Source organism: Streptomyces sp. CB02058 (assembly GCF_001905505.1).
In the GTDB taxonomy this organism is placed as follows: Bacteria; Actinomycetota; Actinomycetes; order Streptomycetales; family Streptomycetaceae; genus Streptomyces.
The window spans coordinates 349531-374441 of the sequence record NZ_LIPG01000001.1 but is presented as its reverse complement, the minus strand read 5'-3'; the positions used below and the strand labels follow the sequence as shown (position 1 = coordinate 374441).

Below are 24911 nucleotides of genomic sequence, written 5' to 3'. Positions count from 1 at the left end.
TTGGCTGCGGTCACCGGTCGACGCCTCCCATCACGGGGTCGATGGACGCGACGGCGACGATGACGTCGGCGACCTGGCCGCCCTCGCACATCGCCGCCATGGCCTGGAGGTTGGTGAAGGACGGGTCGCGGAAGTGGACCCGGAAGGGCCGGGTGCCGCCGTCCGAGACGGCGTGCACGCCGAGTTCGCCCTTGGGCGACTCGATGGCGGTGTACGCCTGCCCGGCCGGGACCCGGAAGCCCTCGGTCACCAGCTTGAAGTGGTGGATCAGGGCCTCCATGGAGGTGCCCATGATCTTCTTGATGTGGTCGAGGGAGTTGCCGAGTCCGTCGGGTCCCAGCGCGAGCTGCGCGGGCCAGGCGATCTTCTTGTCGGCGACCATGACCGGTCCGGGCTCCAGCCGGTCGAGGCACTGCTCGACGATCCTGAGCGACTGGCGCATCTCCTCCAGACGGATGAGGAAGCGGCCGTAGGCGTCGCAGGTGTCGGCGGTCGGCACGTCGAACTCGTAGTTCTCGTAGCCGCAGTACGGATCGGTCTTGCGCAGGTCGTGCGGGAGTCCGGCGGACCTGAGCACCGGGCCGGTGGCGCCGAGCGCCATGCAGCCGGTCAGGTCGAGGTAACCGACGTCCTGCATGCGGGCCTTGAAGATGGGGTTGCCGGTGGCGAGCTTGTCGTACTCCGGCAGGTTCTTCTTCATGGTCTTCACGAACTCGCGGAGCCGGTCGACCGCGCCCATCGGAAGGTCCTGGGCGAGGCCGCCGGGCCGGATGAACGCGTGGTTCATGCGGAGCCCGGTGATCAGCTCGAAGAGATCGAGAACGAGTTCACGATCGCGGAAGCCGTAGATCATGATCGTCGTGGCGCCGAGCTCCATGCCTCCGGTGGCGATGCACACCAGGTGCGAGGAGATCCGGTTGAGCTCCATCAGGAGCACGCGCAGGACGGTGGCCCGGTCGGGGATCTGGTCCTCGATGCCGAGGAGCTTCTCGACCCCGAGGCAGTAGGCCGCCTCGTTGAAGAACGGGGTGAGGTAGTCCATGCGCGTGACGAAGGTGGTGCCCTGCGTCCAGTTCCGGAACTCGAGGTTCTTCTCGATGCCGGTGTGGAGGTAGCCGATGCCGCAGCGGGCCTCGGTGACGGTCTCGCCGTCGATCTCCAGGATCAGCCGCAGCACGCCGTGCGTGGACGGGTGCTGGGGACCCATGTTGACGATGATGCGCTCGTCGTCCGACTTGGCGGCGGACTCGACGACCTCGTCCCAGTCGCCGCCGGTGACTGTATATACAGTCCCCTCGGTGGTCGCCCTGGGCGTTGCGTGGGGAGTAGTCATCAGCTGTACGACCTCCGCTGGTCCGGAGCCGGGATCTGGGCGCCCTTGTACTCGACGGCGATGCCGCCGAGCGGGTAGTCCTTGCGCTGCGGGAAGCCCTGCCAGTCGTCCGGCATCATGATCCGGGTCAGGGCGGGGTGCCCGTCGAAGATCAGGCCGAAGAAGTCGTAGGTCTCGCGCTCGTGCCAGTCGTTGGCCGGGTAGACCCCGACGAGCGACGGGATGTGCGGGTCGCTGTCGGGGGCGGACACCTCCAGGCGGATCAGCCGCCCGTGGGTCAGCGAGCGCAGGTGGTAGACCGCGTGGAGCTCGCGCCCCTTGTCCCCCAGGTAGTGCACACCGCTGACGCCCGTACAGAGCTCGAAGCGCAGGGCGGGGTCGTCGCGCAGGGTGCGGGCGACCTGGACCAGGTGCTCGCGGGCGATGAAGAAGGTGACCTCGCCCCGGTCGACGACGGTCTTCTCGATGACGTTGGCGGGAAGCAGGTCCTGTTCCTCCAGGGCCCCTTCCAGCTCGTCGGCCACTTCGTCGAACCAGCCGCCGTACGGCCGGGAGGCCGCGCCCGGCAGGGTCACCGTGCGGACGAGTCCGCCGTAGCCGGAGGTGTCTCCGCCGTTGTTGGCGCCGAACATGCCCTTGCGCACGCCGATGACGTCACCGGAGTCGTCGCGGGGCGTGGGCACCGCCGTGCCGTTCTGTTCCTCGCTCACCGCAGCAGCCCCTTCATCTCGATCAGGGGGAGTGCCTTGAGGGCCGCCTCCTCCGCCTCGCGGGCGGCCTCCTCCGCGTTGACCCCGAGCTTGGAGCCCTGGATCTTCTGGTGGAGCTTGAGGATGGCGTCGATCAGCATCTCGGGCCGCGGCGGGCAGCCCGGCAGATAGATGTCGACCGGGACGATGTGATCAACACCCTGAACAATGGCGTAATTGTTGAACATTCCACCCGATGACGCGCAAACCCCCATGGAGATGACCCACTTGGGGCTCGGCATCTGGTCGTAGACCTGCCTCAGGACGGGCGCCATCTTCTGGCTGACCCGTCCCGCGACGATCATCAGATCCGCCTGCCGCGGCGATCCGCGGAAGACCTCCATCCCGAATCGGGCCAGGTCGTACCGCCCGGCGCCGGTCGTCATCATCTCGATGGCGCAGCAGGCGAGGCCGAAGGTGGCGGGGAATACGGAGGACTTCCGTACCCAGCCGGCGGCCTGCTCGACAGTGGTCAGCACAAAGCCGCTCGGCAGCTTCTCTTCGAGTCCCATGGTGTGCCCCTCAGCCCCTCAGTCCCATTCCAGGCCGCCGCGGCGCCACACATACGCGTAGGCGACGAAGACGGTGAGCACGAAGAGCAGCATCTCCACGAGCCCGAAGATCCCCAGGGCGTCGAAGGTGACCGCCCAGGGATAGAGGAAGACGATCTCGATGTCGAAGACGATGAACAGCATCGCCGTCAGGTAGTACTTGATGGGGAAACGGCCGCCTCCGGCTGGAGTGGGGGTGGGTTCGATGCCGCACTCGTACGCTTCGAGCTTTGCCCGGTTGTACCGCTTGGGGCCGATTAGCGTGGCCATGACCACGGAGAAGATCGCAAACCCTGCCCCGAGGGCGCCGAGCACGAGGATGGGCGCGTAGGCATTCACGCTCCTCGCTCCTTCCAGTCGTCCTTGACCGTTGGACCGCATCGGGCGACCGGCTCGCCACCTCATCAAGATCGTGCACATGTGAGGCAGTTCACAAGCCCGACTGCCCCGCATCCTATGCCTGCCGTCCTGTGATCTGCGACACGGGGTACACCAACGTCTTTGTGATCTCCACCACCTGACGAACAATCATGAAGTCGGATGAGCGGTGATCTTCACACTCGAAGCGGCCGAGCGGTTACGAGACGTGACATCTCGCGTTGTTACCGCTGGTCAAAGGCGTGTGTCCCTATCAATGGGCGGCCTCTACATGCAAATTGGCGATGGACGCCGAGTCGGTGATATAGGAACCCGCCCCAGATAGCGACCACTCGGACGAGGGGCTCGCGGTACCGATGTGGACATTGCGCACGCATTCACGAACTTCCGGGCGTACACCCCGGGTGGGCGCAGGGGGCCGGCGGCCCGCCGGGACCGCACGCGGCGCGCACCCGCGCGGTTGCCTCACACAGGAGGCTCACACTGTGACCTGCGTCACTCCATGGACACTTCAAGAAAAGCGGGCTTGGCCAACCGTGTGAACGGATGGTAAGCGACGGGCAATTCGGGCGTATTGAAAGAACGCCGTGATCACAGCGATGATCACGGCTGCCCGATATGCCCGTTAGGGCGTCAATAAAGGCCCCCAATAAGCGGATTCACAGATTCCGAACGTAACTGTGTCGCAACACACGTTTCTTGATGGGACCCCTACAGCCCTGATAGCGCTAGTACTCATGTCCCACACCGCTCACATACCCAGCCACCGGAAGCCCCGCCAGCGTGCCTCGAAGACGGCGCTGCGGGCAGGAGTTGCCGGTGGCGTCCTCAGCACCATCGCGGTCGCGGGTGCCGCCGGTCCGGCCCAGGCCGAGCCGGTGACCCAGACCATCGAGATGCCCACCATCACGGCGGGCCTCTCCACCTCCGTCGCGGCGTCCGCGCAGGCGACCCAGGCGGTCGCTCTCGACCTCGAGACGCAGGCCCACGAGGACGCCGCAGCGGCCAGCGCCGCAAAGACCGCCAAGAAGGCCCAGGCCGAGGCGGTCCGCAAGGCCGAGGCCAAGAAGAAGGCCGAAGCAGCCGCCAAGGCCAAGGCGGAGGCCGCCGAGCGCGCCTCCCGCACCGCCGAGCGCACCACGCTCAGCGCGCCCTCCGGCTCCTCGTCCTCCTCCTCCTCGTCGTCCAGCGCCACCGGCTCCGCCGCGTCCGTCGTCTCGTTCGCGCAGTCGCAGGTCGGTGACGCGTACGTCTCCGGCGGCACGGGCCCGAACTCGTGGGACTGCTCGGGCCTGGTCCAGGCTGCCTTCGCCACGGTGGGCATCGACCTGCCGCGCGTCTCGCAGGACCAGTCGACGGCCGGCACGCAGGTCTCGCTCGACAACCTCCAGCCCGGCGACATCCTGTACTGGGGCGGCGCGGGCAGCGCGTACCACGTCGGGATCTACGTGGGCGGCGGCCAGTTCGTCGGCGCGCAGAACTCCAGCACCGGCGTCGTGCAGCAGACCCTGGACTACGACCCGCCGTCGGGCGCGGTCCGCGTTCTCTGATTCACAAGCTCCGCACACCCGGGCACGATCGCGGGCCGTCCCTCCCTCATCCGGAGTGACGGCCCGTCATCGTGCCCGGGTCGCGCCCGCCTCCACGGCGGTCTCCACCGGCGTGCGCTGGCCCGGCACATGCCCCCGCACCCGGCCGGCCCGCTCCTTGCGCAGCAGCATCACGCCCGCCGCGCACGCGAGGGCCGCCAGCACGAAGCCGTACGCCGGGGTGGAGCCCGACGGCTGGGTCTCGTAGACGAGCGCCGCCGACAGCACGACGAGCGTGTCCCGGACCCTGCTGCCGGCCGCCGTGGCGGCGAGCACGGCCGTCCCCCAGAGCAGGTACCAGGGCTGCACCATCGGGGAGAGCGCCACCAGGGCCACCAGCCCGAGGCCCAGCCCGTGCACGGCTTCCAGCCGTCCGGCGGCGCAGCGCCACGCCAGCAGCAGGATCAGGGCGACCCCGGCGGCGAGACCCAGGTTCTGCACGGCGGCCTTCACGGGGTCCGGGTCGGTCCCGGCGAGCAGCCGCAGGAGTTCACCGAGCCCGAGGCCCAGATCGCTGCTCACCGAGAGCGCGGTGTGGATCCGCCCCGCGACGCCCTGCGTGGCCAGCCAGCCGAAGCCGGTCCCGCCGAGCAGGGTCATCAGCACCACGACCGCCCCGGCGACGGCTCCCGGCCCGGCCAGCCCCTTCGCCACCCGGCGCGGGAGCCCTCCGCCGGCGGCCCGGCCCACCAGGACGGCGACGAACAGCAGCGCCACCGCCGCCGGGCTCTTGACCATCATGGCGAGTCCGACGAGCACCGATCCGCTGATCCATCGCCCGCGCAGCGCGAGCACGACGCCCGCCAGCATCAGACCGATCATCAGGCCGTCGTTGTGGAGCCCGCCCGCCACGTGCATCAGCAGCAGCGGGTTGAGCGCGCCCAGCCACAACGCGGCGCCCGGGCTGCGGCCGTGCTCCCGCGCGAGGTGCGGCAGCGCCCAGGCGATCAGCGCCAGTGCCGCCAGGGCGACCAGCCGCATCGCGAGGACGGCGGGCACGATCGTGCCCCCGGTCGCCCAGGTCACGCCGCGCGCCACGATGAGGAAGAACGGGCCGTACGGCGCGGGGGTGTCGGTCCAGTGCCCGCCGACGCTCGCCGCGGCGTCGCCGCCCGGCCCCGCCGGGTCCAGGACGGACGGGCCCACCTCGTAGACGTCGTGCCCTTCGAGGACCATGGCGCCCTGCGCGATGTAGCTGTAGACGTCGGCGCTGTAGAGGGGCGGGGCCACCACGAACGGCGCGGTCCACCACCCCAGGGTGACCAGACTGTCCCGTACTCCGGCGCCGGTCCTGCCGTACAGCCACCAGGCGACGACGAGCACGGTCAGTCCGCCGTACGCCAGGGCGTAGCCGGCCGCCGTGACGGCGGTGCCGTGCGGCACCCAGAGCCCCCACGGGTCGTGGGCGGGCAGCGTCCCGACGGCCCAGCCGCCGGCGACGGCCGCCGTCGCCCCTGCCGCCCCCAGCAGGCGGTACGTTCCGCCGTTCCCGTTCCCGTTCCCCGGTGCCCGCATGGTCCGCAAACCTATCGCAGGGGTCCGGGCGGCTCTCCGGTCCGGACGCTCACTTCTCGGTGAGGGAGATCGTTCCCGCGTGCAGGCGTCCGTCGCCGCCGTCGAAGTAGACCCGGTCGCCCTCAAAGGCCGCGTCGGGGTCGCCGGACGACAGGCGGGCCTCGGCCCGGGACTCGCCGGTGCGGGCGTCGGCGGCGTGCAGACTGCCGGCTTTGGTGCTGAAGAGCACCGAGCCGTCCAGCAGACCGTGCAGCTCGGGTTCGCGTTCGGTGTGCTCGGTCCAGAGCGGTTTTCCGGTGCCGGCAGCGACCGCGTGGACGTCTCCGGGGCCCGTCGTGACGACGTCCTCGCCGGTGGCGCCGAGGATCACTCCATCGGTCACCAGGAGCGGTTCGAGCCACTGCCCCCTCTGACTGACGGGTGCGTAGGTCCACAGCCGTGTGCCCCGCCGGGCGTCGACGGCGTGGAGGACACCGCGGTTGTCACCGGCGTAGACCGTGCCTCCCGACACCTTGATCGCCGTCACCTCGCCCAGGTGCTTCTCCCGCATGCGGTACCGCCAGCGCTCGTCCCCGGTGTCCGCGTCCAGGGCGTAGAAGTAGCTGGCGTCCATGTCCCACATCCCGCCGTAGAGCACCCCGTCCACCACCGCGAGCGCGTCGGACAGGCCGTACTCGACCGGCCGGGTCCACTTCAGCCGCCCGGTCCCCGCGTCCAGCGCCGACACGGCGTAACTGCCGTAGGAGTCCGGATCGTCGGGCAGGTCGTACATGGCGTTCACGTAGACGGTCCCGTCGGCCACCACGACCCGCAGGTAGAGGTTGAACGACGTGCCCGGTGCCGTGTGCGCCTTCGCGTCCACGCTCCAGACCTGACTGCCGTCGGCCGGGTCGATGCCGTGGATCGTGCCCTTCTCACTGGTGGCCACCACCACACCGTCGCTCACGCCCTCGAAGGTGGACGCTGTCGGGTCGTCGTACGTCCACAGGGTGTCGCCGCTGTCGGCGTCCACCGCGTGCAGCAGGCCGTCCTGGCCCTTTCCGATCACCTTGCCGTCGACGGCCACCGGCTTCCAGAGATCCTCGTCGGACGGCCACTCCTCCCGCACCGTCAGCTGTTTCGCCACGGCCGAGGGGGCGGTGGAGCTCTCCTTCCCGTCGGCCCCGCCGCCCTGCGGGCCGGAGAAGGCGCGGGGCAGGAGCAGGCCGGCGACGACGGCCAGGACGACGACGGTGCCCGCCGCGGCGACGACCGCCGTACGCCGCTGCCGGAACCGCCCGGCAGGCGGAGCGGGCGGCGCCACCCCCAGCCGTGCCGTGGCGACGGCGGTCGGTGTCGCGGCGGCCGTCGGCAGGTCCGTGTCCGCCGGGGCGGCCGTGACGGACACGTCCGGCAGCGGGTCCACGCGCAGCGCCATGACGTCGGCGGCGACCGGATCGGGCAGCCAGGTGGCGCCGGTGAACGTGCCCCGGGTCCCGTCGGCCCCTTCCCACCCGCCGAGTTCCTCGATGAGTTCGGGCACTCCGGGCCGCTGGAGCGGATCCTTGGCCAGGCACCGGGTCACCAGGTCGACGAGCCCGCCCGGCAGGCCCTCCAGACCGGGTTCCTCGTGGACGACGCGGTAGGTGACGCCGTACGCGGGCCCGCCGCCGAACGCGCCGGTCCCGGTGGCCGCGTACACCAGCAGGGCTCCCAGCGCGAACACGTCACCGGCGGGGCCCACCTCGCGGCCGACCAGCTGCTCGGGCGGGAGGTAGCCGGGGCTTCCGACCACGGCACCCGTGGTCGTGAGCTTGGTGTCTTCGGCGGCCACCGAGATCCCGAAGTCGATGACCCGGGGGCCGTCCGGTATCAGCAGCACGTTCGACGGCTTGAGGTCGCGGTGCACCACGTCGGCCCGGTGGATCGCCCCCAGCGCCTCCGCCAGCCCGGACCCCAGGGCCCGTACGGACCACTCGGGCCAGGCACCGTGCGCGGCGACCGCCGCTCCCAGCGAGAGGCCCGGCACATGGGCGGTGGCCAGCCACGGCACGTCCGCGTCCGTGTCCGCGTCGGCCAGGGGGGCGGTGAACGGGCCCTTCACCCGGCGGGCGGCGGCCACCTCCCGCCGGAACCGCGCGCGGAAGGACGGGTTCTCGGCCAGTTCGTCGTGCACCACCTTCACGGCGGTCGCCCGGCCGCCCGGCGACCGGGCGAGGTACACACGGCCCATGCCGCCCGAGCCGAGCCTCCCGACGATCCGGTACGGGCCGACCCGCTCGGGGTCGCCCGTCTCCAGTGGTGTGAACGCCTGCACGGGCTCCTCCTCGCTCGTCACCGCCCCGGCTGCGGACGGCGTGTGGATCAGGTCGCGGCCCGGTAGGCGGTCAGCCGGCCATCGCGCTCGACATACAGGGTGTTTCCGACGAAACGGAAGTCGACCTCGTCCACGACCAGGAACTCCCGATATCTGAGCTTTCCCGTGCGGGCGTCCAGCGCGCTCAGGTATCCGTCCGACGCGCAGACGAAAACGGTGCCGTCCGCCACGGAGATGGCCGTCACCTCCTTGGCGTCCTGACTTGTCCGCCACCGCCACAACGGCCTGCCACTGTCCGCGTCGAAGGCCGACACGTAGCCGTCGTTCTCGAAGTAGACGGTCCCGTCGGCGACTTCGGGTGCGCCAGCTCCCCCGCCGAGCCTTCCGTCCCACAGGTCGCCCTCGAAAGTGCCGCGCCACACCTCGTCTCCCGACGCTGCGTCAACGGCGTACAGGGCGCCGTCCTGGGTGCCGAAGTAGGCGTTGCCGTCCGCCATCACGAGGGCCGTCTCCGCGTCGCTCTCCGCCACGTGGGTCCACCTCGGCTTGTGCGTAGCGCTGTCGACGGCGATCAGCTTCTTCCCGTTGTGCACGAGGACCGCGTCCTTGGTGACGGCGAGATTGTGGGACGCCTCGCTGCCGAACGGATAGCCCCAGAGCTCCTCTCCCGTACGCGCGTCGAGGACGTAGAAGAACGCGGCCATGTGCGCGTAGGCGGCGTCGCCCACGGCGACCGGGGAGGCGTGGAAGGAGTCGTCCATGTACTTCCAGCGCGGCTCACCGTCGTCGGCGTCCAGCGCGTACAGGTACTGACCGCTGCCGTAGTACAGCAGGCCGCCCGAGACGGCGGTGACCTCGATGCCGTCTCCCACCACGTCCTTGACGTAGTCGCTCTCCCCGGAGACATCGGAGACCTCGACCCGGCGCTCCCAGCGATTTGAGCCGTCGGCACCGGACAGGGCGGTGATCTCGTGGCCGTCCTCGTTCTGGAGGTAGACCGTCCCCTCCGCCTCCGTGGCCATGCTCTGTCCCTCGTCCAGGGGCCGGGACCACAGTTCCTCGACGTTCGCCGGCGGGGAGTCGTCCTTCTCCTCGTTCCCGGCCATCTGCCACACGACGGCGCCGGTCACGACGACGGCCAGCGCGGTCGCCGCGGCGAGCGCCGTCCGCAGACGGCGGCGAGGCGGACGGGTGGCGGGGTCCGGGGGCTCCGGCGTGCCGCCCCCCGCCCGGGGCACCGGCTCGGTGGGCACCTCGGCCTGGAGCCGCGCGGCCGAGTCGGCCACCGGGCCGGGCAGCCAGCCGGCCGTCGCGACGGGCCCCCCGCCGACGGCGGGTTCCGGGTGTCCCCACGCGTCCAGCAGCCGTGCCACCGTGGGCCGCTCCCCCGGGTCCTTCGCCAGGCACCGGGCCACCACCGCCGCGAGCGCGGGCGGCAGGCCCCTCAGGTCGGGGTCCTGGTGCACGACCCGGTAGTTGACCGCGTGGGCCGCACCGCCGCCGAACGGACCGGCACCCGTGGCCGCGTACGTCAGCACCGCGCCCAGGGCGAACACATCACCGGCGGGCCCGGAGCGCTCGTTGCGCAACTGTTCGGGAGGGATGAATCCGGGGGTGCCGATCACCATTCCGGTCTCGGTGAGCGCGGTGTCGTCGGCCGCCGCAGAGATGCCGAAGTCGATCACTCTGGGGCCGTCCGGCGCCAGCAGCACGTTCGACGGTTTCAGGTCGCGGTGCACCAGGTCCTCCGCGTGCACGGCGGCGAGCGCCTCGGCCAGTGCCGCGCCGAGGCCGCGTACCGCCGGCTCCCCCCACACCCCGTGCAGGGCCACCGCCTCCTGGAGCGACAGCCCGGGGACGTACTCCGTGGCCAGCCAGGCCGGGTTCCCGGCCGGATCGGCGTCGACCACACCGGCGGTGAAGAATCCCGTCACCCGCCGTGCGGCCTCGACCTCGCGCACGAAGCGCCGCCGGGACCCCTCGTCCCGCAGCAGCGCCTCCCGCACCACCTTCACCGCCACCGCGTGTCCCCCGGGCGAGCGGCCCAGGTAGACGCGGCCCATGCCGCCCTGGCCCAGTCGGGAGAGCAGCCGGTACGGGCCCACCCGCTCCGGATCCCCTGCCGTCAACGGTAACGACGCCACCGCCCCGCCCCTCCTGCCGCCCGCGCTCCCCTGCCGGCCCGTCGCCTCGACGGGCCTTCCCTGCACGGGACTCCGGGCACCACCCCCATGGTTCCAGCGGGACGCGGGAGGGCGGGGTGGTTCAGGCCTTCGGAGCGACCTTCGAGAGGCCGTTGATGATGCGGTCCATCGCGTCGCCGCCCGTCGGGTCGGTGAGGTTGGCGAGCATCTTCAGCGTGAACTTCATCAGCAGGGGGTGCGTCAGACCGCGCTGCGTCGCGATCTTCATGACGTGCGGGTTGCCGATCATCTTCACGAAGGCGCGGCCCAGCGTGTAGTAGCCCCCGTAGGTGTCCTTGAGGATCTTCGGGTAGTGCTGGAGCGCCAGTTCACGCTGGGCCGGGGTCGCGCGGGCGTGCGCCTGGACGATGACGTCCGCGGCGATCTGGCCGGATTCCATGGCGTACGCGATGCCTTCGCCGTTGAACGGGTTGACGAGGCCGCCCGCGTCACCGACGAGCAGCAGGCCCTTGGTGTAGTGCGGCTGGCGGTTGAAGGCCATGGGGAGCGCGGCGCCGCGGATCGGGATCGTCATGTTCTCGGGGGTGTAGCCCCAGTCCTCCGGCATGGAGGCGCACCAGGCCTTGAGCACCTCGCGCCAGTCGAGCTCGCGGAACGCCTTCGAGGAGTTGAGGATGCCGAGGCCGACGTTGGACGTGCCGTCGCCCATGCCGAAGATCCAGCCGTAGCCGGGCAGCAGGCGGTCCTCGCCCCCGCGCCGGTCCCACAGCTCCAGCCAGGACTCCAGGTAGTCGTCGTCGTGGCGGGGCGAGGTGAAGTACGTACGGACCGCGACGCCCATCGGGCGGTCCTCGCGGCGGTGCAGGCCCATGTTGAGGGAGAGCCGGGTGGAGTTGCCGTCGGCGGCGACGACGAGCGGGGCGTGGAAGGTGACCGGGGTCTTGTCCTCGCCGAGCTTGGCGTGGACGCCGGTGATGCGGCCGGTGCGCTCGTCCTTGATGGGCTCGCCGACGTTGCAGCGCTCGTGGAGCCGCGCGCCCGCCTTCTGGGCCTGGCGGGCCAGCTGCTCGTCGAAGTCGTCGCGCTTGCGGACCAGTCCGTAGTCCGGGTACGAGGCGAGGTCCGGCCAGTCCAGCTGGAGGCGGACGCCGCCGCCGATGATGCGCAGGCCCTTGTTGCGCAGCCAGCCGGCCTCTTCGGAGATGTCGATCCCCATGGAGACGAGCTGCTTGGTGGCACGCGGGGTGAGACCGTCGCCGCAGACCTTCTCACGCGGGAAGGCCGTCTTCTCCAGGAGGAGGACGTCGAGTCCGGCCTTGGCGAGGTAGTACGCGGTCGTGGAGCCGGCTGGGCCCGCTCCGACGACGATCACGTCCGCGCTGTGTTCGGAGAGGGGCTCGGTCACGGTCGGATCTCCCGAAGACTCGAATTCGCGTGCCGCGCGGCACATGTCGCGTGCAGTCTATGGGTGCCTGCCGATCAACCTCCCGAAGGGCTCCCCGATGCCGCACGTGCCTGGTTCGACCCCGTCCGTACATCTGCGCGTCCCGACCGACGAGGACGCCCTGGCCTGGTACCGGGTGTTCGACGACCCCGAGGTGATGGAGTTCCACGGCGGCCGCCGGGCGGAGTACTCCGTGTACGAGGAGTTGACCGCCCGCCAGCGCCGGCACGACGCGGAGCTCGGCCACTGCCTGTGGACGGTGCTGGACGACTCCGGGCAGGTGCTCGGCTTCACCGGCGCCCAGCCGTGGCCGCACGCGTCCTTCGGGCCGGTGGGAGAGGTCGAGATCGGCTGGCGGCTGGGCCGTGCCTTCTGGGGGAACGGCTACGCGACCGCCGCGGCCCGCACCACGCTGGAGCGGATGCGGGCGCTCGGGGTGCGGGAGGTCGTGGCGATGATCGACGCACGCAACGCGCGCTCGGTCGCGGTGGCGGAACGTCTCGGGATGCGGCGGGCCGAGACGTACACGACCCCGGTGTCGCAGCGGGAGGCGTACTGCTTCCGGCTGGAGCTCTGAGCCCCGCGGGCCCTCAGCGGCGCACGCCCCGGTGCAGCGCGACCACACCGCCGGTGAGGTCGCGCCAGGCGACGTCCGACCAGCCGGCCTTCTGGAGCAGCGTCGCCAGGCCGGCCTGGTCGGGCCAGGCGCGGATCGACTCGGCGAGGTAGACGTACGCGTCGGGGTTGGAGGACACCGCGCGGGCGACCGGCGGCAGCGCGCGCATCAGGTACTCGGTGTAGACGGTCCTGAAGGGCGCCCAGGTCGGCTGCGAGAACTCGCAGATCACGACGCGTCCGCCGGGCTTGGTCACCCGGTACAGCTCGCTCAGCGCGGCGCCGGTGTCCTGGATGTTGCGCAGCCCGAAGGAGATGGTGACCGTGTCGAAGGTCTCGTCCTTGAAGGGGAGCTTCGTGCCGTCCCCCGCGGTGAAGGGCATCCACGGGTGGCGCTCCTTGCCGACCCGGAGCATCCCGATGGAGAAGTCGCACGGCACGACGTAGGCGCCGGCCCGCGCGAAGGGCTGCGAGGAGGTGGCCGTGCCGGCCGCCAGGTCGAGGATCTTCTGGGCCGGACGGGCGTCGACGGCGCGGGCGACCTCCTTGCGCCAGAGCCGCGCCTGTCCGAGCGACAGCACGTCGTTGGTGAGGTCGTAGTTCGCCGCCACGTCGTCGAACATCGAGGCGACTTCGTGCGGCTGCTTTTCCAGGGATGCTCGGGTCACCCTCCCATTCAAGCAGCCCGGGCCCCGGTCCCTCACGGCGGCGTGGAACGGCTTCAACCTTTCGGCACTGGCAGCGCTCGTACAGGAGTGAGACCACCGGAGAATGTGAGAGGAGGACGGATGCCCGTCCTGCGCGACAGCTGCTCCACCAGCCCGAGTGGCTTCGAGGACACCTTCGAGGATTTCGCCCGGTCGAACCAGCAGCGTCTGTACCGCACGGCGTACCTGCTCTGCGGTGACCGGGAGAGTGCCCGGGACCTGACCCAGACGGCCCTGGCGAAGATCTTCCAGCACTGGCGGAGGGTGAGCGCGGCCGACCGCCCCGAAGCCTATGCGCGCACGGTGCTGACGCGGACGTATCTTGCCGAGCGCCGGCGCCGGCTGCGCGACCTCCTGGCCCACACCCCCATCGAGGTGCCCAGGACCACCGTCAGCCCCGACCTGACGGTGACCCTCCTGACCGCACTCTCGGAGCTGCCGCCACGGGCCCGGGCGATGGTGGTCCTGCGCTACTGGGAGGACCTCAGCGTGGAGTCCGTCGCCGAGCTGCTGCGATGCAGCGAGTCCACCGTCAAGAGCCAGTGCTCGCGTTCCCTGGCCCGGCTGCGGGAGCGGCTGGGACCAGCTCATGTCTACATCACCGCGAACTGAGGAGCCCACGTGACGGACCAGGACGCCCTGCTCGTCAAAGACGTCATGAAGCGCGCGGCCGACGATCTGGGCCCGCTTCCCGATCTGGTGCCCGAGGCCGTCGTCCGGGGCAGGCGCCGTCGGGCGAGGACCCGGCTCGCGCTCACGACAAGCGCCTTCGGGGCGGTCACCCTGGGCGTGCTCGGCGCGGCCGTGCTGTCCGGCGGCGGCTCCGGGCCGGGCCCCGCATCCGTCACGGAAGTGGCCGCGGCTCAGGCGCCGCACCGCACGCCGGTCCATGTGGAGCCCTCGCCCGGGGAGACGATGGAGGGTGGCCTCTCCGGTCTGCCCGCCGGGGAGAGGCAGCGCCTGGAGGACTTCCAGCAGCGCGCGGCCGTGGCGCTGGACGAGGCGCTTCCGGACACCGTCGGCGAGATCCGGCCGGTCGACTCCACCGTCGCGCGCTACCAGGGCGGGGCGGACGGGAACGTCTTCACCGTGGACTTCACGGTCCGGCCGGTCGGCGGCAGGGCACCCGAGGAGTGCAGGAACGTCCCGCAGAAGCGGCTGACCTGCGTGAAGGCGGAGCTCGCCGAGGGGGTCGAGGCACGGCTGCGGCGCGCCGCCGTCAACTCCATGCAGACGACATCCACATCGATGGCCTTCGAATTCGGGAACAGCACGGTCCTGATCAGCGTCTCACCGGACGAAGGGAAAGGGGTTTCCGCGCCGGTGACCGTTCAGCAGCTCCTCGACGGGGTGAGGGCAAGCGGGCTGCTGGACGTCGTGCGGTACGCGGACGAGCACCCGGTGCTCCAGAAGCAGGTCAGCGTGCAGGGCGGGTGAATTCACCCGCCCTGGACGGACGTTCCGAGACCACGGACTGCCACCAGAAGATGAACATCGACGACACACTTCGCCTGCGGAACGCCGCAGGCGCCCGCCGGGGGGCCGGAGCATCCGCTCCGGGGGCACGGCCTTCGCGTACACAGGCCCGGAAACGGTCGCTGGACCGCCGAAGACGGATGCGAAGACGGCGCGCCGTCTTCACCGGGGCCGTGGTCGCGGCAGCGGCCGTCGCCGCCTTCCTCCACATCACCCCGCCCTGGCAGGACGGCGGCGGCCCGGTGGCGGCCGGCAGTGAGCGGGACCGGAGCACCTCGCCGACGGCCACCGCCCCGCCCGAGGTGCCGGCCTTACCGGAGGGGTCGGTGGGCCCCGAGCCCTCGGAGTCCCCCTCATCCTCGCCGGACGCCGAGGAGTCCGTGGACCCGGACTCCGTGCCGTCCTCGGGCCCCGGCACTTTCACAGTGGCGCACGAGGGCGCCACCTCCGGCGGCAGCGGCAGCCGCTACCGCGTCGAGGTGGAGGACGGCATCGGGGTGGACCCGGACAGCGCCGCCGAGGACATCGCGGAGATACTCGCCGACCCCCGGGGCTGGGGCAAGGGCGGGAGCCGCGCCTTCCGCCAGGTCGACGACGGCAGTGCCGGGCTTGTGATCCGCATAGGGACGCCGCGCACCACCGACCGGCTCTGCGGGCAGTACGGCCTGAACACCGGGGGTGAGGTGAACTGCCGCGGCGGTAAGAACGTCATGGTCAACCTCGCCCGCTGGCAGCTGGGTTCACCGACGTTCGACGGGTCCGCCTCCGAGTACCGGGCCCTGATCATCAATCACGAGGTCGGCCACTGGCTGGGCCACGGCCACGAGACCTGCCCCGGCGCCGGGAAACCCGCGCCCGCGATGATGCAGCAGATCAAGGGGCTGAAGGGCTGCGTCTCCAACGCCTGGCCGTACGACGCGAAGGGGCGCTACCTGGGCGGGCCCTCCGTGCCGTGAGGCCGGGCACGGGCGTCCTCAGCGCCCCCGGTACACCAGCCGCCCGCCGAGCACCGTGGCCACACAGGTCCGGGCGCCGGCCGCGCGGAGCGCCGCCTCGTCCGGCACGTCGAAGACCGCGAGATCGGCCCGGCCTCCCACGAGGAGCGGGCCGTGCGCGGTTCCGTCGAGGCCCTGCCCCCGGGCGAACGGGTCGAGGTCCGGTCCGCCGGCCGGAGCCCCGGCCGGCCCGGCCTCCGTCAGGCCCGAGCGGCGCACCGCGGTACGTACGGCGGGATCGGCGAACGGCCCGGCGACATGGGTGGTCCCGTGGCGCAGTATCCGCTGGAGTCCCCGGCGTACGCTGCCGCCCCGGCGCCGCTCGTCCAGCTGCCCGGCCAGCCGCTCGAACTCCTCGCCCGTGATGGGCTGTTCGCCGAGCTCGTCCGCCTCGCGCGGATCGGGGTGGTAGCAGCGGGTCAGCAGCGGGAGGCCGTCCGGCTGGCACAGTCCGGGGGTGAGGACGCCGGGCCACCGCCTGACCCGGGCCGCCGGGTGGGCCTCCATGACCCGGTCGTACGGTCCGAGGGCCACGATCCGGTCGCCATCCACGGCGACCGCGCCCCCCGGGACGGCTGCCGCGCCGACCGGGAGGACCAGCGGCGCGGCATGAACGGTCAGCACCGTTCCTTCAGTTGGCGTTGAGGAGCTTGAGCTCCGGGTGCGCGGTGCCGCCCGCGATCGCGGTGGAGGAGATGTGCGAGACGACGCGCTCGTCGACCGGGTCGTTCGCCGGGTCGTCGTGGACGACCAGGTGCTCGTAGGTCGTGGCGCGCTGGGCGGGGACGCGGCCGGCCTTGCGGATGAGATCGATGATCTCCAGCCGGTTCGAGCGGTGCTTGGCACCGGCCGAGGAGACGACGTTCTCCTCCAGCATGATCGAGCCGAGGTCGTCGGCGCCGTAGTGCAGGGACAGCTGGCCGACCTCCTTGCCGGTGGTCAGCCAGGAGCCCTGGATGTGGGCGACGTTGTCGAGGAAGAGCCGGGCGATGGCGATCATCCGCAGGTACTCGAAGAGGGTGGCCTGCGTCCGCCCCTTCAGCTTGTTGTTCTCCGGCTGATAGGTGTACGGGATGAACGCGCGGAAGCCGCCGGTGCGGTCCTGCACGTCACGGATCATCCGCAGGTGCTCGATGCGCTCGGCGTTGGTCTCGCCGGTGCCCATCAGCATGGTGGAGGTGGACTCGACACCGAGACCGTGGGCGATCTCCATGATCTCCAGCCAGCGCTCGCCGGACTCCTTGAGCGGGGCGATCGCCGTACGCGGCCGGGCGGGCAGCAGTTCGGCGCCGGCTCCGGCGAAGGAGTCGAGACCGGCGGCGTGGATGCGCTCGATGGCCTCCTTGGCGGAGACACCGGAGATCCGGGCCATGTGCTCGATCTCGGAGGCGCCCAGCGAGTGGATGACCAGCTGCGGGAACGCCTTCTTGATCGCGGAGAAGTGCTCCTCGTAGTACTCGACGCCGTAGTCCGGGTGGTGGCCGCCCTGGAACATGATCTGCGTGCCGCCCAGCTCGACGGTCTCCGCGCAGCGGCGCAGGATGTCGTCGATGTCGCGGGACCAGCCCTTGGCGGTGTCCTTGGGCGGCGCGTAGAACGCGCAGAACTTGCAGGCCGTGACGCACACGTTGGTGTAGTTGATGTTGCGCTCGATGATGTACGTCGCGATGTGCTCGGTACCGGCGTAGCGGCGGCGGCGTACGGCGTCGGCGGCGGCTCCCAGCGCGTGCAGGGGTGCCGACCTGTAGAGGTCGAGCGCCTCCTCCGGAGTGATCCGACCGCCTTCGGCGGCTCGGTCGAGGACGGGCTGAAGGTCGGCCTTCTCGGTCACCGGGCTGTCACCTTTCGGCGGTTTCTTCTGCGGATCCACGGACCGATCCAGCGTACGCCAGCCCCTGCCGGGGTCAGCCGTCGGACCGGGTGAGCGTGCCCTTCGGTGTGCCCGCGGCCTCCTCGTGGGACTCGTAGCGCAGGGTCCCGCCGGAGGCGAGGGTGAAGACGAGGTCGGCTTCGCCCCCGGTGCACAGGGCTCCGGTGCGGGCGTCGGGATCGGCGCGCTCCTTGATCTTCAGCTGGGTCGCGGTGCCGGAGACGAGGGTGCCGACGCCCTTGCAGAGGACCGTCGTTCCGAGCGCGTCGAACCGGTAGGTGAGCCGGACCACTTCCTCGCCCTTCCTCCCCTCGACGAACACGGCGGTGACCGTCCCGTGGGGGGCACCGCTGCGTTCGGTCGCGGGGCCCTTCCAGGTCCCGGCGAACGCCTCGGGCAGCTCGCTCACCGAGGCGGTCGCGGTGGGGGCCGGGGTCGAGGCCCCGCCGGGCGCGGCGTCCGTCGGCTCCTTCGTCCCGCCGGCGGGCGGCTGCTGCGCGACGTCGTTGCCCTGCTGCTCCCCACCGCCGCCGCTGGTGAACAGGTCCCCCATCATCGCGGCGCCGACGGTCATCACGGCGAGCGCGCCCGCGACGGCGAGCGCGACGGTGCAGCTGACCCGCCGTCGGCGCGGGCCGGGCCGCGGGCCCCCCGAGTCCATGGTGACGGCGATGCGCGCGCCCTGGCCGCTCTCCCCGGGCCGCTCGGCGGGCGGGGGCGGCAGCGGCGGGCCGAAGGCGCCGAGCGGCGCGGCCCCCAGCGAGGCGTTGCTGAAGGGCACCGGGCCCGACTGCACGGGCGCGTCCTGCGGTTCCAGGTCCAGCAGGGCCACAGCCGACCGGCTGACCTCGCGCACCACGGGGCCCGGCAGCCAGCCCGGCGCCACCAGCGCGGCGGCCCCGCCGGGGGCGAGCCTGCGGGCGAGCTCGGCGGGCGCGGGCCGGGCGGCGGGGTCCTTGGCGAGGCACCCGGCCACCAGCTCGCGCAGCTCGCCCTCCAGGTCGCCGAGTTCGGGTTCCTCGTGCACGACCTTGTAGAGGAGTACGGCGGACGAGTCGCCCGGGAAGGGCGCGGTGCCGGTCGCGGCGTAGGCGAGGACCGCGCCGAGCGAGAAGACGTCGGCGGCGCCGGAGATGTCCAGGCCCCGGATCTGCTCGGGCGCCATGTATCCGGGCGAGCCGACGGACACACCGGTGGAGGTGAGGGAGACGGTGGCGCCGAGGGCGCGGGCGATCCCGAAGTCGATCAGCCGGGGGCCGTCGAGGGCGAGCAGGACGTTGGAGGGCTTCACGTCCCGGTGGACGAGGCCGTGCGCGTGTACGGCGTCGAGCGCCTCGCCGAGCCCCGCCCCCAGTGTCCGCACGGCGTACTCGGGCAGCGGGCCGTAGCGGGTGACCGTGTCGGAGAGCGGGGGCCCGGCCACGTAACCGGTCGCCACCCAGGGCACGGCGGCGTCGGGGTCGGCGTCCAGGACCGGCGCGGTCCACTGCGCCCCCAGACGCCGCGCGGCGTCCACCTCGCGCCGGAACCTGGCGCGGAACTGCTCGTCCAGGGCGAAGTGGGGGTGGACGACCTTGACCGCGACGGTGCGTCCGCCCGCGCTGCGGCCCAGATAGACCCGGCCCATCCCGCCGGCACCGAGCCTGCCGAGCAGCCGGTAGGCGCCGATGGTGTGCGGTTCGCCGGCTTCCAGCGGCTGCATACGGTCTCCCCCTGTGGACCCCGGTCTCGACCGAGAGCCTAGGGCGCCCGGCCCGGGGGGTCACCGTTCCCCGTTCCGCCGATTTCGCCCCTATCGGCACGAAGCAGGGATTTCGCCACACCGAAAGGCGCGAATACGACGTTCGTCCGCCCCTATGGGCGTTCACCGGCCGGATACCGGAAGGCGTTCCGGGAGACATCCGCTATTCGGCAGCGTGCCTACGGGAAGGGACTCCTCGACAGAACTCCGGACATTCGCACCCTTTCCCCGGAACGGAATGCCGGCGCCTCGCGTCCGCACTAAAGGACCGCCCGGGGAAGGGGCCGGGAAGGAAGCCCGGGATGGTGCAGGATTCATCTTCTTTGCCGCACCATTCCCGGGAGCGAACGCGTCAGCCGCCGAGCAGCTCGACCTTCACGTCCGCGGGGAACCCGGTCGTCGGGCCGGTCCGCCGGGCGAACTCGCGCACACCCGCCAGCTGGTCCGGGCCGAAGCGGAAGTCCAGGGTGGTGAAGTAGCGTTCCAGCACCTCGGAGTCGAAGGCCTCCCAGCGGGCCGCCTGCTCGGCCACCTTGGTGACCTCCTCCAGCGAGAGGTCACGGGAGGCGAGGAACGCCTCGTGGACCTTCTCGACGTATTCGGGGTGCGTGGCCAGGTAGTCCTTGCGGGCCGCCCAGACCGCGAAGACGAACGGCAGCCCCGTCCAGTCCTTCCACATCTGCCCCAGGTCATGGACCTCGAGCCCCAGCCTGGGTGCGTCGTGGAGGTTGGCGCGCAGCGCGGCGTCACCGATGAGGACGGCCGCGTCGGCCTCCTGCATCATGAGGCCAAGGTCCGGCGGGCAGGTGTAGTAGTCGGGCGTGACGCCGTAGCGCTCGGCGAGCAGCAGCTGTGCCAGCCGCACGGACGTGCGCGAGGTCGAACCGAGGGCCACCCGGGCGCCGTCCAGCTGCTCCAGCGGCAGCTGGGACACGATCACGCAGGACATCACGGGGCCGTCGCAGCCGACGGCGATGTCGGGCAGGGCCACCAGGTCGTCGGCGTTGCGCAGGTACTCGACCAGGGTGACGGGACCGATGTCGAGATCCCCTCTGACCAGCTGCTCACTGAGTCTTTCCGGGGTGTCCTTCGAGAGCTCCAGGTCGAGCAGGGTTCCGGTCCGTGCCAGACCCCAGTAGAGGGGGAGGCAGTTCAGGAACTGGATGTGGCCGACGCGCGGCCTGCTGCGACGATCGTCGCCTTCTACGGGAGAGACGGTTGAATTGTCCACATCGCGAGGCTAGACCTGTGCCCGGAGGCGGGCATCATCGGGGCTCCCGGACCGCTCTCCGGACGCCTTGTCCGTCACCTCTCCGGCGGCCCAATCAAACATCCGGGTGAAGTGATCTTTCCCTCTACCGCTCCCTGTGGACCGCGTGCTAGGCTCATTCGCAAGTTGCAGTTTGGTTTCCCTTGCAGTACAGAGCCTGCGGAGCATGTAACCCGCAGGCTTTTGTAGTTTTCAGACTTGTTTGCAGGTTCTGGAGCAGGGCAACCCTTTGGCCCAAGGAGGGCTTATGGCTACCGGAACCGTCAAGTGGTTCAACGCTGAAAAGGGCTTCGGCTTCATCGCCCAGGACGGCGGCGGCCCGGATGTCTTCGTCCACTACTCCGCGATCAACGCGTCCGGGTTCCGCTCCCTCGAGGAGAACCAGGTCGTGAACTTCGACGTCACTCAGGGACCCAAGGGTCCGCAGGCTGAGAACGTCACCCCGGCCTAGTTGCCCGGGTCGGCCGATCGCGGCCGAGTGAGCATTACCCAAGGAGCCCCGCTCCCCCGCTTCGGCGGAGGAACGGGGCTCCTGCCCATTTCCGGGGGCTCCAGCCCTTTCCCGGGGCTCCCGCCCCTTCCCGGGACTCCTGCCCTTTCCCCGGTCCGGAATGCGGTCCTCCGGAATTCAGAGCCCCGCGGCGGCCCTGGCCCTGGCGGCGTCCGCCGGGTCCCAGCCCTCGCGCGGCACCGAGGCCAGCAGCAGTCCGGTGTAGGGGTCCTGCGGATCGCCCAGCACCCGGGCGGTCGGCCCCTGCTCGACCACCGTGCCGCGGCGCATGACCAGCACCTCGTCCGTGATGTGCTGGACGACCGCCAGGTCATGGCTGACGAAGACCAGCGCGACCCCGGTGTCCCGCCGGATCTCGCCGAGCAGCTGGAGGATCTGCGCCTGGATCGACACGTCCAGCGCCGCCACGGCCTCGTCCAGGACCAGCACCTCGGGACCGACCGCCAGGGCCCGCGCGATGGCCAGGCGCTGGCGCTGCCCGCCGGAGAGCCCGTGCGGCAGCGCCCCGGCCTCGCGGGGACCGAGGCCCACCTGGTCGAGCAGCCCGTCGGCGAGTGCCTCGTCCCGTCCGTGCAGCCGCAGGGCCGTGGTCAGGCAGCGGCGGGCGGTGAGCCGCGGGTCCAGGGAGACGTACGGGTCCTGGAAGACGATCTGGATCTCCCGTGCCCTGGCCAGCCGGGCCGCCCTGCCGCGCGGGGTGCGCGGGGAGCGGACCCGGCCGGAGACGCTGACGGTGCCCGCATCGGGGCGTACGAGCCCGACCAGCATCCGGGCCACGGTCGTCTTGCCGGACCCGGACTCCCCGACGATGCCGAGCGAGCCGCCGGCGGGGACGGTGAAGGTGATGCCGTCGGCTGCCGTGTGCCGGCCGCCGCCGGGCAGCGCGTACGTCTTGCCGAGCCCGTCCACGGCCAGCAGGGCTGTGCTCTCGTGCGCGGTGGCGGTCATCGGGTGCTCCTCTCGTGCGGTCCGGGCCCGGTGAGGACGGGAAGGCGCCGGCAGGCCGCCGCGCCCCCGCCGTCCAGCGCCACCGGCTCCGGCCGCCAGATCGCGCAGTCGGCTTCGGCGTCGGGGCAGCGGCCGGCGAACTCGCAGCCGCCGAAGGTGTCGGCGAGCGAGGGCGGGCGGCCGGGGATCGGGCGGATCTCCCTCCCGTCCTCCCCCAGCGTCGGCGAACAGGCCAGCAGGCCCTTCGTGTACGGGTGCCGGGGCCCGTCGAAGAGCGCCCCCGCGGACTGCTCCTCGACGACCCGGCCCGCGTACATGACGTACACGCGGTCGCAGTAGGCGGCGGCCAGGTGCAGATCGTGGGTGATGAAGAGGAGCCCGAGGCTCCGTTCCGCCCGCAGGGTGCGCAGCAGGGCGAGGATCTCGGCCTGGGTGGTGACGTCCAGGGCGCTGGTGGCCTCGTCGGCGAGGAGCAGCCCGGGTTCGGCGGCCAGCGCGCCCGCGATGACGACGCGCTGGAGCATGCCGCCCGACAGTTCGTGCGGGCGCTGGCGCACCCGGCGTTCGGGGTCGGGGAGGCCGACGGCGTCGAGGAGTTCGACGGCGCGGGCCCGGGCGGCCTTCCGGTCGGTACCGGTGCCGGCGAGCCGTTCGACGAGGAAGTCGCCGATGCGGCGGACCGGGTTGAGCGCGGAGCGCGGGTCCTGGTGGACCATCGCGACCGTACGGGCCCGGTGGGCGCGCAGGGCCTCGCCGCGCAGGGCGAGGACGTCCGTGCCGTCGACGCGTACGGAGCCCGAGACGGCGGCGTCCCCGGGGAGCGCGCTGATCGCGGCCCTGGCGGTCGTGGACTTGCCGGAGCCGGACTCGCCGACCAGTCCGACCACCTCCCCGGCGGCCACCCGCAGGGTCACGTCGGTGAGGACGGGCCGTGCGGTGCCGGGGAGCTGGACGGTGAGGTTCTCGATGTCGAGGAGCATGCGGCTACCTCCTGTTGCCGAGTCGGTCGGCGGCCCAGACCCCGACGACGTTGAAGGACACCACGACCAGGGCGATGGCGAAACCGGGCACCAGGGCGGGCAGCAGGGCGCCCTGGACGACGGCGGCCTGGCCCTCCTGCACCATCAGGCCCCAGTCGGAGCTGGGCGGCTGGGCGCCGAAGCCCAGGTAGGAGAGGGTGGCCAGTGACATCAGCGCCTCGCCGAACAGCACCACCAGATAGCCGATGACCGAGCGGCCGAGGTTGGGGACGAGGTAGCGGGCGCAGATGCGCGCGCCGCCCATGCCCTGGACGCGGTAGGCGTCGATGTACGGCTTGCGGCGTTCGGCGAGCGCCACCGAGCGGGTGTACTTGGCGACGGTCGGGGTGTAGGCGAGGCCGAGCGCCAGCACGGATGTCGTCATCCCGGCCCCGAAGACCGCGATGATCATCACGGTGAAGAGCAGCCCGGGGAAGGCGTACATCACATCGGTCAGCCGGGAGACCAGGGTGTCCACCCAGCCGCCGCGCCAGGCGGCGAGCGTGCCGAGCACGACGCCGAGGAGCGCCGCGACGGCCAGCAGCAGGACCGGGGCGATCAGGCTGGTGCGGGCTCCGTACAGCACCCGGGAGAGCAGGTCCTGTCCGGAGGAGTCGGTGCCCAGGAGGTGTTCGCCGCCCGTCCCGACGAGCGAGGCGGAGAGGTCGATGGCGTCGGGGGCGTACGGGGCGAGGAGCGGGGCGGTCACGGCGGCGAGGACCACCAGCACGAGGACCGCGCCCGCGACGGTGACGCTCAGCGGCCGGCGTGCTCCCCGGCCGGTGCCTACGGGGGCGAGGGTGAGCGCGCTCATGCGGCGGCCTCCTTCACGCGCGGGTCGAGCAGGGGGTGCACGAGGTCCACCAGGGTGGTCACGACGATGTAGCCGGTGACCATGAGCAGCAGCACGGCCTGTGCGACGGGGAAGTCGTGGGTGTTGATCGCGCCGACGAGCAGCGAGCCGACACCGCTGATCCCGAAGGCCGTCTCCACGACGACCGTGCCGGCGAGCATGCCCGCCATGACCAGGCCGCACATGGTGACGATCGGCCCGAGCGCGTTGCGCAGGACGTGACGGAACACGATCTCGCGCTCCGGGACCCCGGAGGCGCGTGCCACCTCCACATGGTCGGCGGCGCCGGCGTCGACCATCGCCTGGCGGGTCACCCGGCTGATCAGCGCGAGCGCGCCGAGCGCCAGCGACAGGGCGGGCAGGGTCAGATGGTGCAGGGTGCCGGCGAACCCCTCGCCGCTGCCGGTCACGGGGAACCAGCCGAGCTGGACGCCGAACAGCGCGACCAGCGCGATGGCGGAGACGAAGGACGGCACGGAGGCGGCCAGGGTGGTGCCGCCGACGACGGTGGAGTCGATCCAGGTCCCGCGCCGCACCGCGGCGAGGACCCCGGCGCCGACGCCCAGGACGACGAACAGGACGGTCGCGTACGCGACGAGCGCCAGCGTCGTCGGGAAGCGGGCGGCCAGCAGGTCGGCGACCTGGTCGCTGTATTTGAAGGAGCGGCCGAGGTCGAGGTGGAGGCAGTCCCCGAGCCAGCGCCCGTACTGCACGACGAGGGGCTCGTCGAGGTGGTACTGGGCGCGGACCAGGTCCAGCTTCTCCGGGGTGAGTTTGTCGCGCCCGCCGGCCAGGAAGACGGCCGGGTCGCCGGGTGCGGCGTAGACGGCGGCGAAGATGAGGAACGAGGCGGCGAGGAGTGTGGCCAGCAGTCCGGCCAGGCGCCGCGAGATCCGGGCGAGCATCG

Annotated in this window: 23 protein-coding genes; 6 read left to right on the top strand and 17 right to left on the bottom strand. The window is 71.6% G+C overall.

Annotated features, from left to right (window positions below; translation table 11 throughout):
- Nucleotides 1–10 precede the first annotated feature (10 nt).
- From AMK10_RS01825 to AMK10_RS01810, 4 genes are read right to left on the bottom strand one after another with little or no spacing between them, the layout of a single operon-like run.
- A complete protein-coding gene (locus AMK10_RS01825; RefSeq protein ID WP_073744110.1) occupies nucleotides 11–1333 on the bottom strand; it encodes an NADH-quinone oxidoreductase subunit D in 1323 nt (440 codons plus the stop codon).
- The gene (locus AMK10_RS01820) at nucleotides 1333–2043 is read right to left on the bottom strand and encodes an NADH-quinone oxidoreductase subunit C (protein WP_073744108.1); all 711 of its coding nucleotides are present in this window, start codon (nucleotides 2041–2043) and stop codon (nucleotides 1333–1335) included. Before AMK10_RS01820 ends, AMK10_RS01825 begins: the two co-directional genes overlap by 1 nt.
- Nucleotides 2040–2594, bottom strand: a complete 555-nt coding sequence (locus AMK10_RS01815) for a NuoB/complex I 20 kDa subunit family protein (RefSeq protein WP_014154689.1) — start codon at nucleotides 2592–2594, stop codon at nucleotides 2040–2042. Before AMK10_RS01815 ends, AMK10_RS01820 begins: the two co-directional genes overlap by 4 nt.
- Nucleotides 2595–2612: 18 nt before the next feature.
- Entirely contained in the window at nucleotides 2613–2972 is a 360-nt protein-coding gene (locus AMK10_RS01810) for an NADH-quinone oxidoreductase subunit A (RefSeq protein ID WP_003992243.1), read from the bottom strand.
- Nucleotides 2973–3748: 776 nt separating this feature from the next.
- On the opposite strand from AMK10_RS01810, the gene AMK10_RS01805 reads away from it, so the two are divergent.
- The gene (locus AMK10_RS01805) at nucleotides 3749–4561 is read left to right on the top strand and encodes a C40 family peptidase (protein ID WP_073744106.1); all 813 of its coding nucleotides are present in this window, start codon (nucleotides 3749–3751) and stop codon (nucleotides 4559–4561) included.
- Between the two features lie 66 nt (nucleotides 4562–4627).
- On the opposite strand, the gene mptB is transcribed toward AMK10_RS01805, so the two are convergent.
- From mptB to AMK10_RS01785, 4 genes are all read right to left on the bottom strand, one after another.
- A complete protein-coding gene (gene mptB, locus AMK10_RS01800) occupies nucleotides 4628–6115 on the bottom strand; it encodes a polyprenol phosphomannose-dependent alpha 1,6 mannosyltransferase MptB (RefSeq protein ID WP_073744103.1) in 1488 nt (495 codons plus the stop codon).
- Nucleotides 6116–6164: 49 nt separating this feature from the next.
- Nucleotides 6165–8411 (bottom strand): serine/threonine-protein kinase, encoded by a 2247-nt coding sequence (locus AMK10_RS01795; protein ID WP_073744101.1) that lies wholly within the window; start codon nucleotides 8409–8411, stop codon nucleotides 6165–6167.
- Nucleotides 8412–8458: 47 nt separating this feature from the next.
- Nucleotides 8459–10555, bottom strand: coding sequence for a serine/threonine-protein kinase (locus AMK10_RS01790; protein WP_143194936.1), 2097 nt, complete (start codon nucleotides 10553–10555; stop codon nucleotides 8459–8461).
- Nucleotides 10556–10676: 121 nt separating this feature from the next.
- The gene (locus AMK10_RS01785) at nucleotides 10677–11960 is read right to left on the bottom strand and encodes a geranylgeranyl reductase family protein (RefSeq protein WP_073744096.1); all 1284 of its coding nucleotides are present in this window, start codon (nucleotides 11958–11960) and stop codon (nucleotides 10677–10679) included.
- Between the two features lie 97 nt (nucleotides 11961–12057).
- On the opposite strand from AMK10_RS01785, the gene AMK10_RS01780 reads away from it, so the two are divergent.
- The gene (locus AMK10_RS01780; protein ID WP_073744094.1) at nucleotides 12058–12576 is read left to right on the top strand and encodes a GNAT family N-acetyltransferase; all 519 of its coding nucleotides are present in this window, start codon (nucleotides 12058–12060) and stop codon (nucleotides 12574–12576) included.
- A gap of 13 nt (nucleotides 12577–12589) precedes the next feature.
- Here AMK10_RS01780 and AMK10_RS01775 read toward each other — a convergent pair whose 3' ends face one another.
- Nucleotides 12590–13282, bottom strand: coding sequence for a demethylmenaquinone methyltransferase (locus AMK10_RS01775; RefSeq protein WP_073744092.1), 693 nt, complete (start codon nucleotides 13280–13282; stop codon nucleotides 12590–12592).
- A 120-nt stretch (nucleotides 13283–13402) separates the two neighbouring features.
- On the opposite strand from AMK10_RS01775, the gene AMK10_RS01770 reads away from it, so the two are divergent.
- Genes AMK10_RS01770 through AMK10_RS01760 form a run of 3 tightly spaced genes read left to right on the top strand, consistent with a single transcriptional unit; the run spans nucleotide 13403 to nucleotide 15753 of the window.
- Nucleotides 13403–13933, top strand: coding sequence for a SigE family RNA polymerase sigma factor (locus AMK10_RS01770; protein ID WP_073744090.1), 531 nt, complete (start codon nucleotides 13403–13405; stop codon nucleotides 13931–13933).
- Nucleotides 13934–13942: 9 nt separating this feature from the next.
- Complete coding sequence (locus AMK10_RS01765) at nucleotides 13943–14758, top strand: hypothetical protein (RefSeq protein ID WP_073744088.1); 816 nt, start codon at nucleotides 13943–13945, stop codon at nucleotides 14756–14758.
- Nucleotides 14759–14808: 50 nt separating this feature from the next.
- Nucleotides 14809–15753, top strand: coding sequence for a DUF3152 domain-containing protein (locus AMK10_RS01760; protein ID WP_079180634.1), 945 nt, complete (start codon nucleotides 14809–14811; stop codon nucleotides 15751–15753).
- Nucleotides 15754–15771: 18 nt separating this feature from the next.
- Here the strand turns inward: AMK10_RS01760 and AMK10_RS01755 are convergent, their stop codons facing one another.
- The 4 genes from AMK10_RS01755 to AMK10_RS01740 all read right to left on the bottom strand — a co-directional run bounded on the left by AMK10_RS01755 (nucleotide 15772) and on the right by AMK10_RS01740 (nucleotide 20634).
- Nucleotides 15772–16416, bottom strand: a complete 645-nt coding sequence (locus AMK10_RS01755) for an imidazolonepropionase-like domain-containing protein (protein WP_073744084.1) — start codon at nucleotides 16414–16416, stop codon at nucleotides 15772–15774.
- A gap of 7 nt (nucleotides 16417–16423) precedes the next feature.
- Nucleotides 16424–17623: a cyclic dehypoxanthinyl futalosine synthase gene (gene mqnC / locus AMK10_RS01750; RefSeq protein WP_073744082.1), complete on the bottom strand. Its 1200-nt coding sequence runs from the start codon at nucleotides 17621–17623 to the stop codon at nucleotides 16424–16426.
- Nucleotides 17624–17696: 73 nt separating this feature from the next.
- On the bottom strand, nucleotides 17697–19364 hold the full coding sequence (locus tag AMK10_RS01745; protein ID WP_073744080.1) for a serine/threonine-protein kinase: 1668 nt from the start codon (nucleotides 19362–19364) through the stop codon (nucleotides 17697–17699).
- Nucleotides 19365–19755: 391 nt separating this feature from the next.
- A complete protein-coding gene (locus AMK10_RS01740) occupies nucleotides 19756–20634 on the bottom strand; it encodes a menaquinone biosynthetic enzyme MqnA/MqnD family protein (RefSeq protein WP_073744078.1) in 879 nt (292 codons plus the stop codon).
- A 286-nt stretch (nucleotides 20635–20920) separates the two neighbouring features.
- On the opposite strand from AMK10_RS01740, the gene AMK10_RS01735 reads away from it, so the two are divergent.
- A complete protein-coding gene (locus tag AMK10_RS01735; protein WP_003967102.1) occupies nucleotides 20921–21124 on the top strand; it encodes a cold-shock protein in 204 nt (67 codons plus the stop codon).
- A gap of 177 nt (nucleotides 21125–21301) precedes the next feature.
- On the opposite strand, the gene AMK10_RS01730 is transcribed toward AMK10_RS01735, so the two are convergent.
- Genes AMK10_RS01730 through AMK10_RS01715 form a run of 4 tightly spaced genes read right to left on the bottom strand, consistent with a single transcriptional unit; the run spans nucleotide 21302 to nucleotide 24909 of the window.
- Complete coding sequence (locus tag AMK10_RS01730) at nucleotides 21302–22132, bottom strand: ABC transporter ATP-binding protein (protein ID WP_073744075.1); 831 nt, start codon at nucleotides 22130–22132, stop codon at nucleotides 21302–21304.
- Complete coding sequence (locus tag AMK10_RS01725) at nucleotides 22129–23112, bottom strand: ABC transporter ATP-binding protein (RefSeq protein WP_073744073.1); 984 nt, start codon at nucleotides 23110–23112, stop codon at nucleotides 22129–22131. Before AMK10_RS01725 ends, AMK10_RS01730 begins: the two co-directional genes overlap by 4 nt.
- A gap of 4 nt (nucleotides 23113–23116) precedes the next feature.
- Entirely contained in the window at nucleotides 23117–23965 is an 849-nt protein-coding gene (locus AMK10_RS01720; RefSeq protein WP_073744071.1) for an ABC transporter permease, read from the bottom strand.
- The gene (locus AMK10_RS01715) at nucleotides 23962–24909 is read right to left on the bottom strand and encodes an ABC transporter permease (RefSeq protein ID WP_073744069.1); all 948 of its coding nucleotides are present in this window, start codon (nucleotides 24907–24909) and stop codon (nucleotides 23962–23964) included. The genes AMK10_RS01720 and AMK10_RS01715 overlap by 4 nt, the downstream gene beginning before the upstream one ends.
- Between the last annotated feature and the right edge of the window lie 2 nt (nucleotides 24910–24911).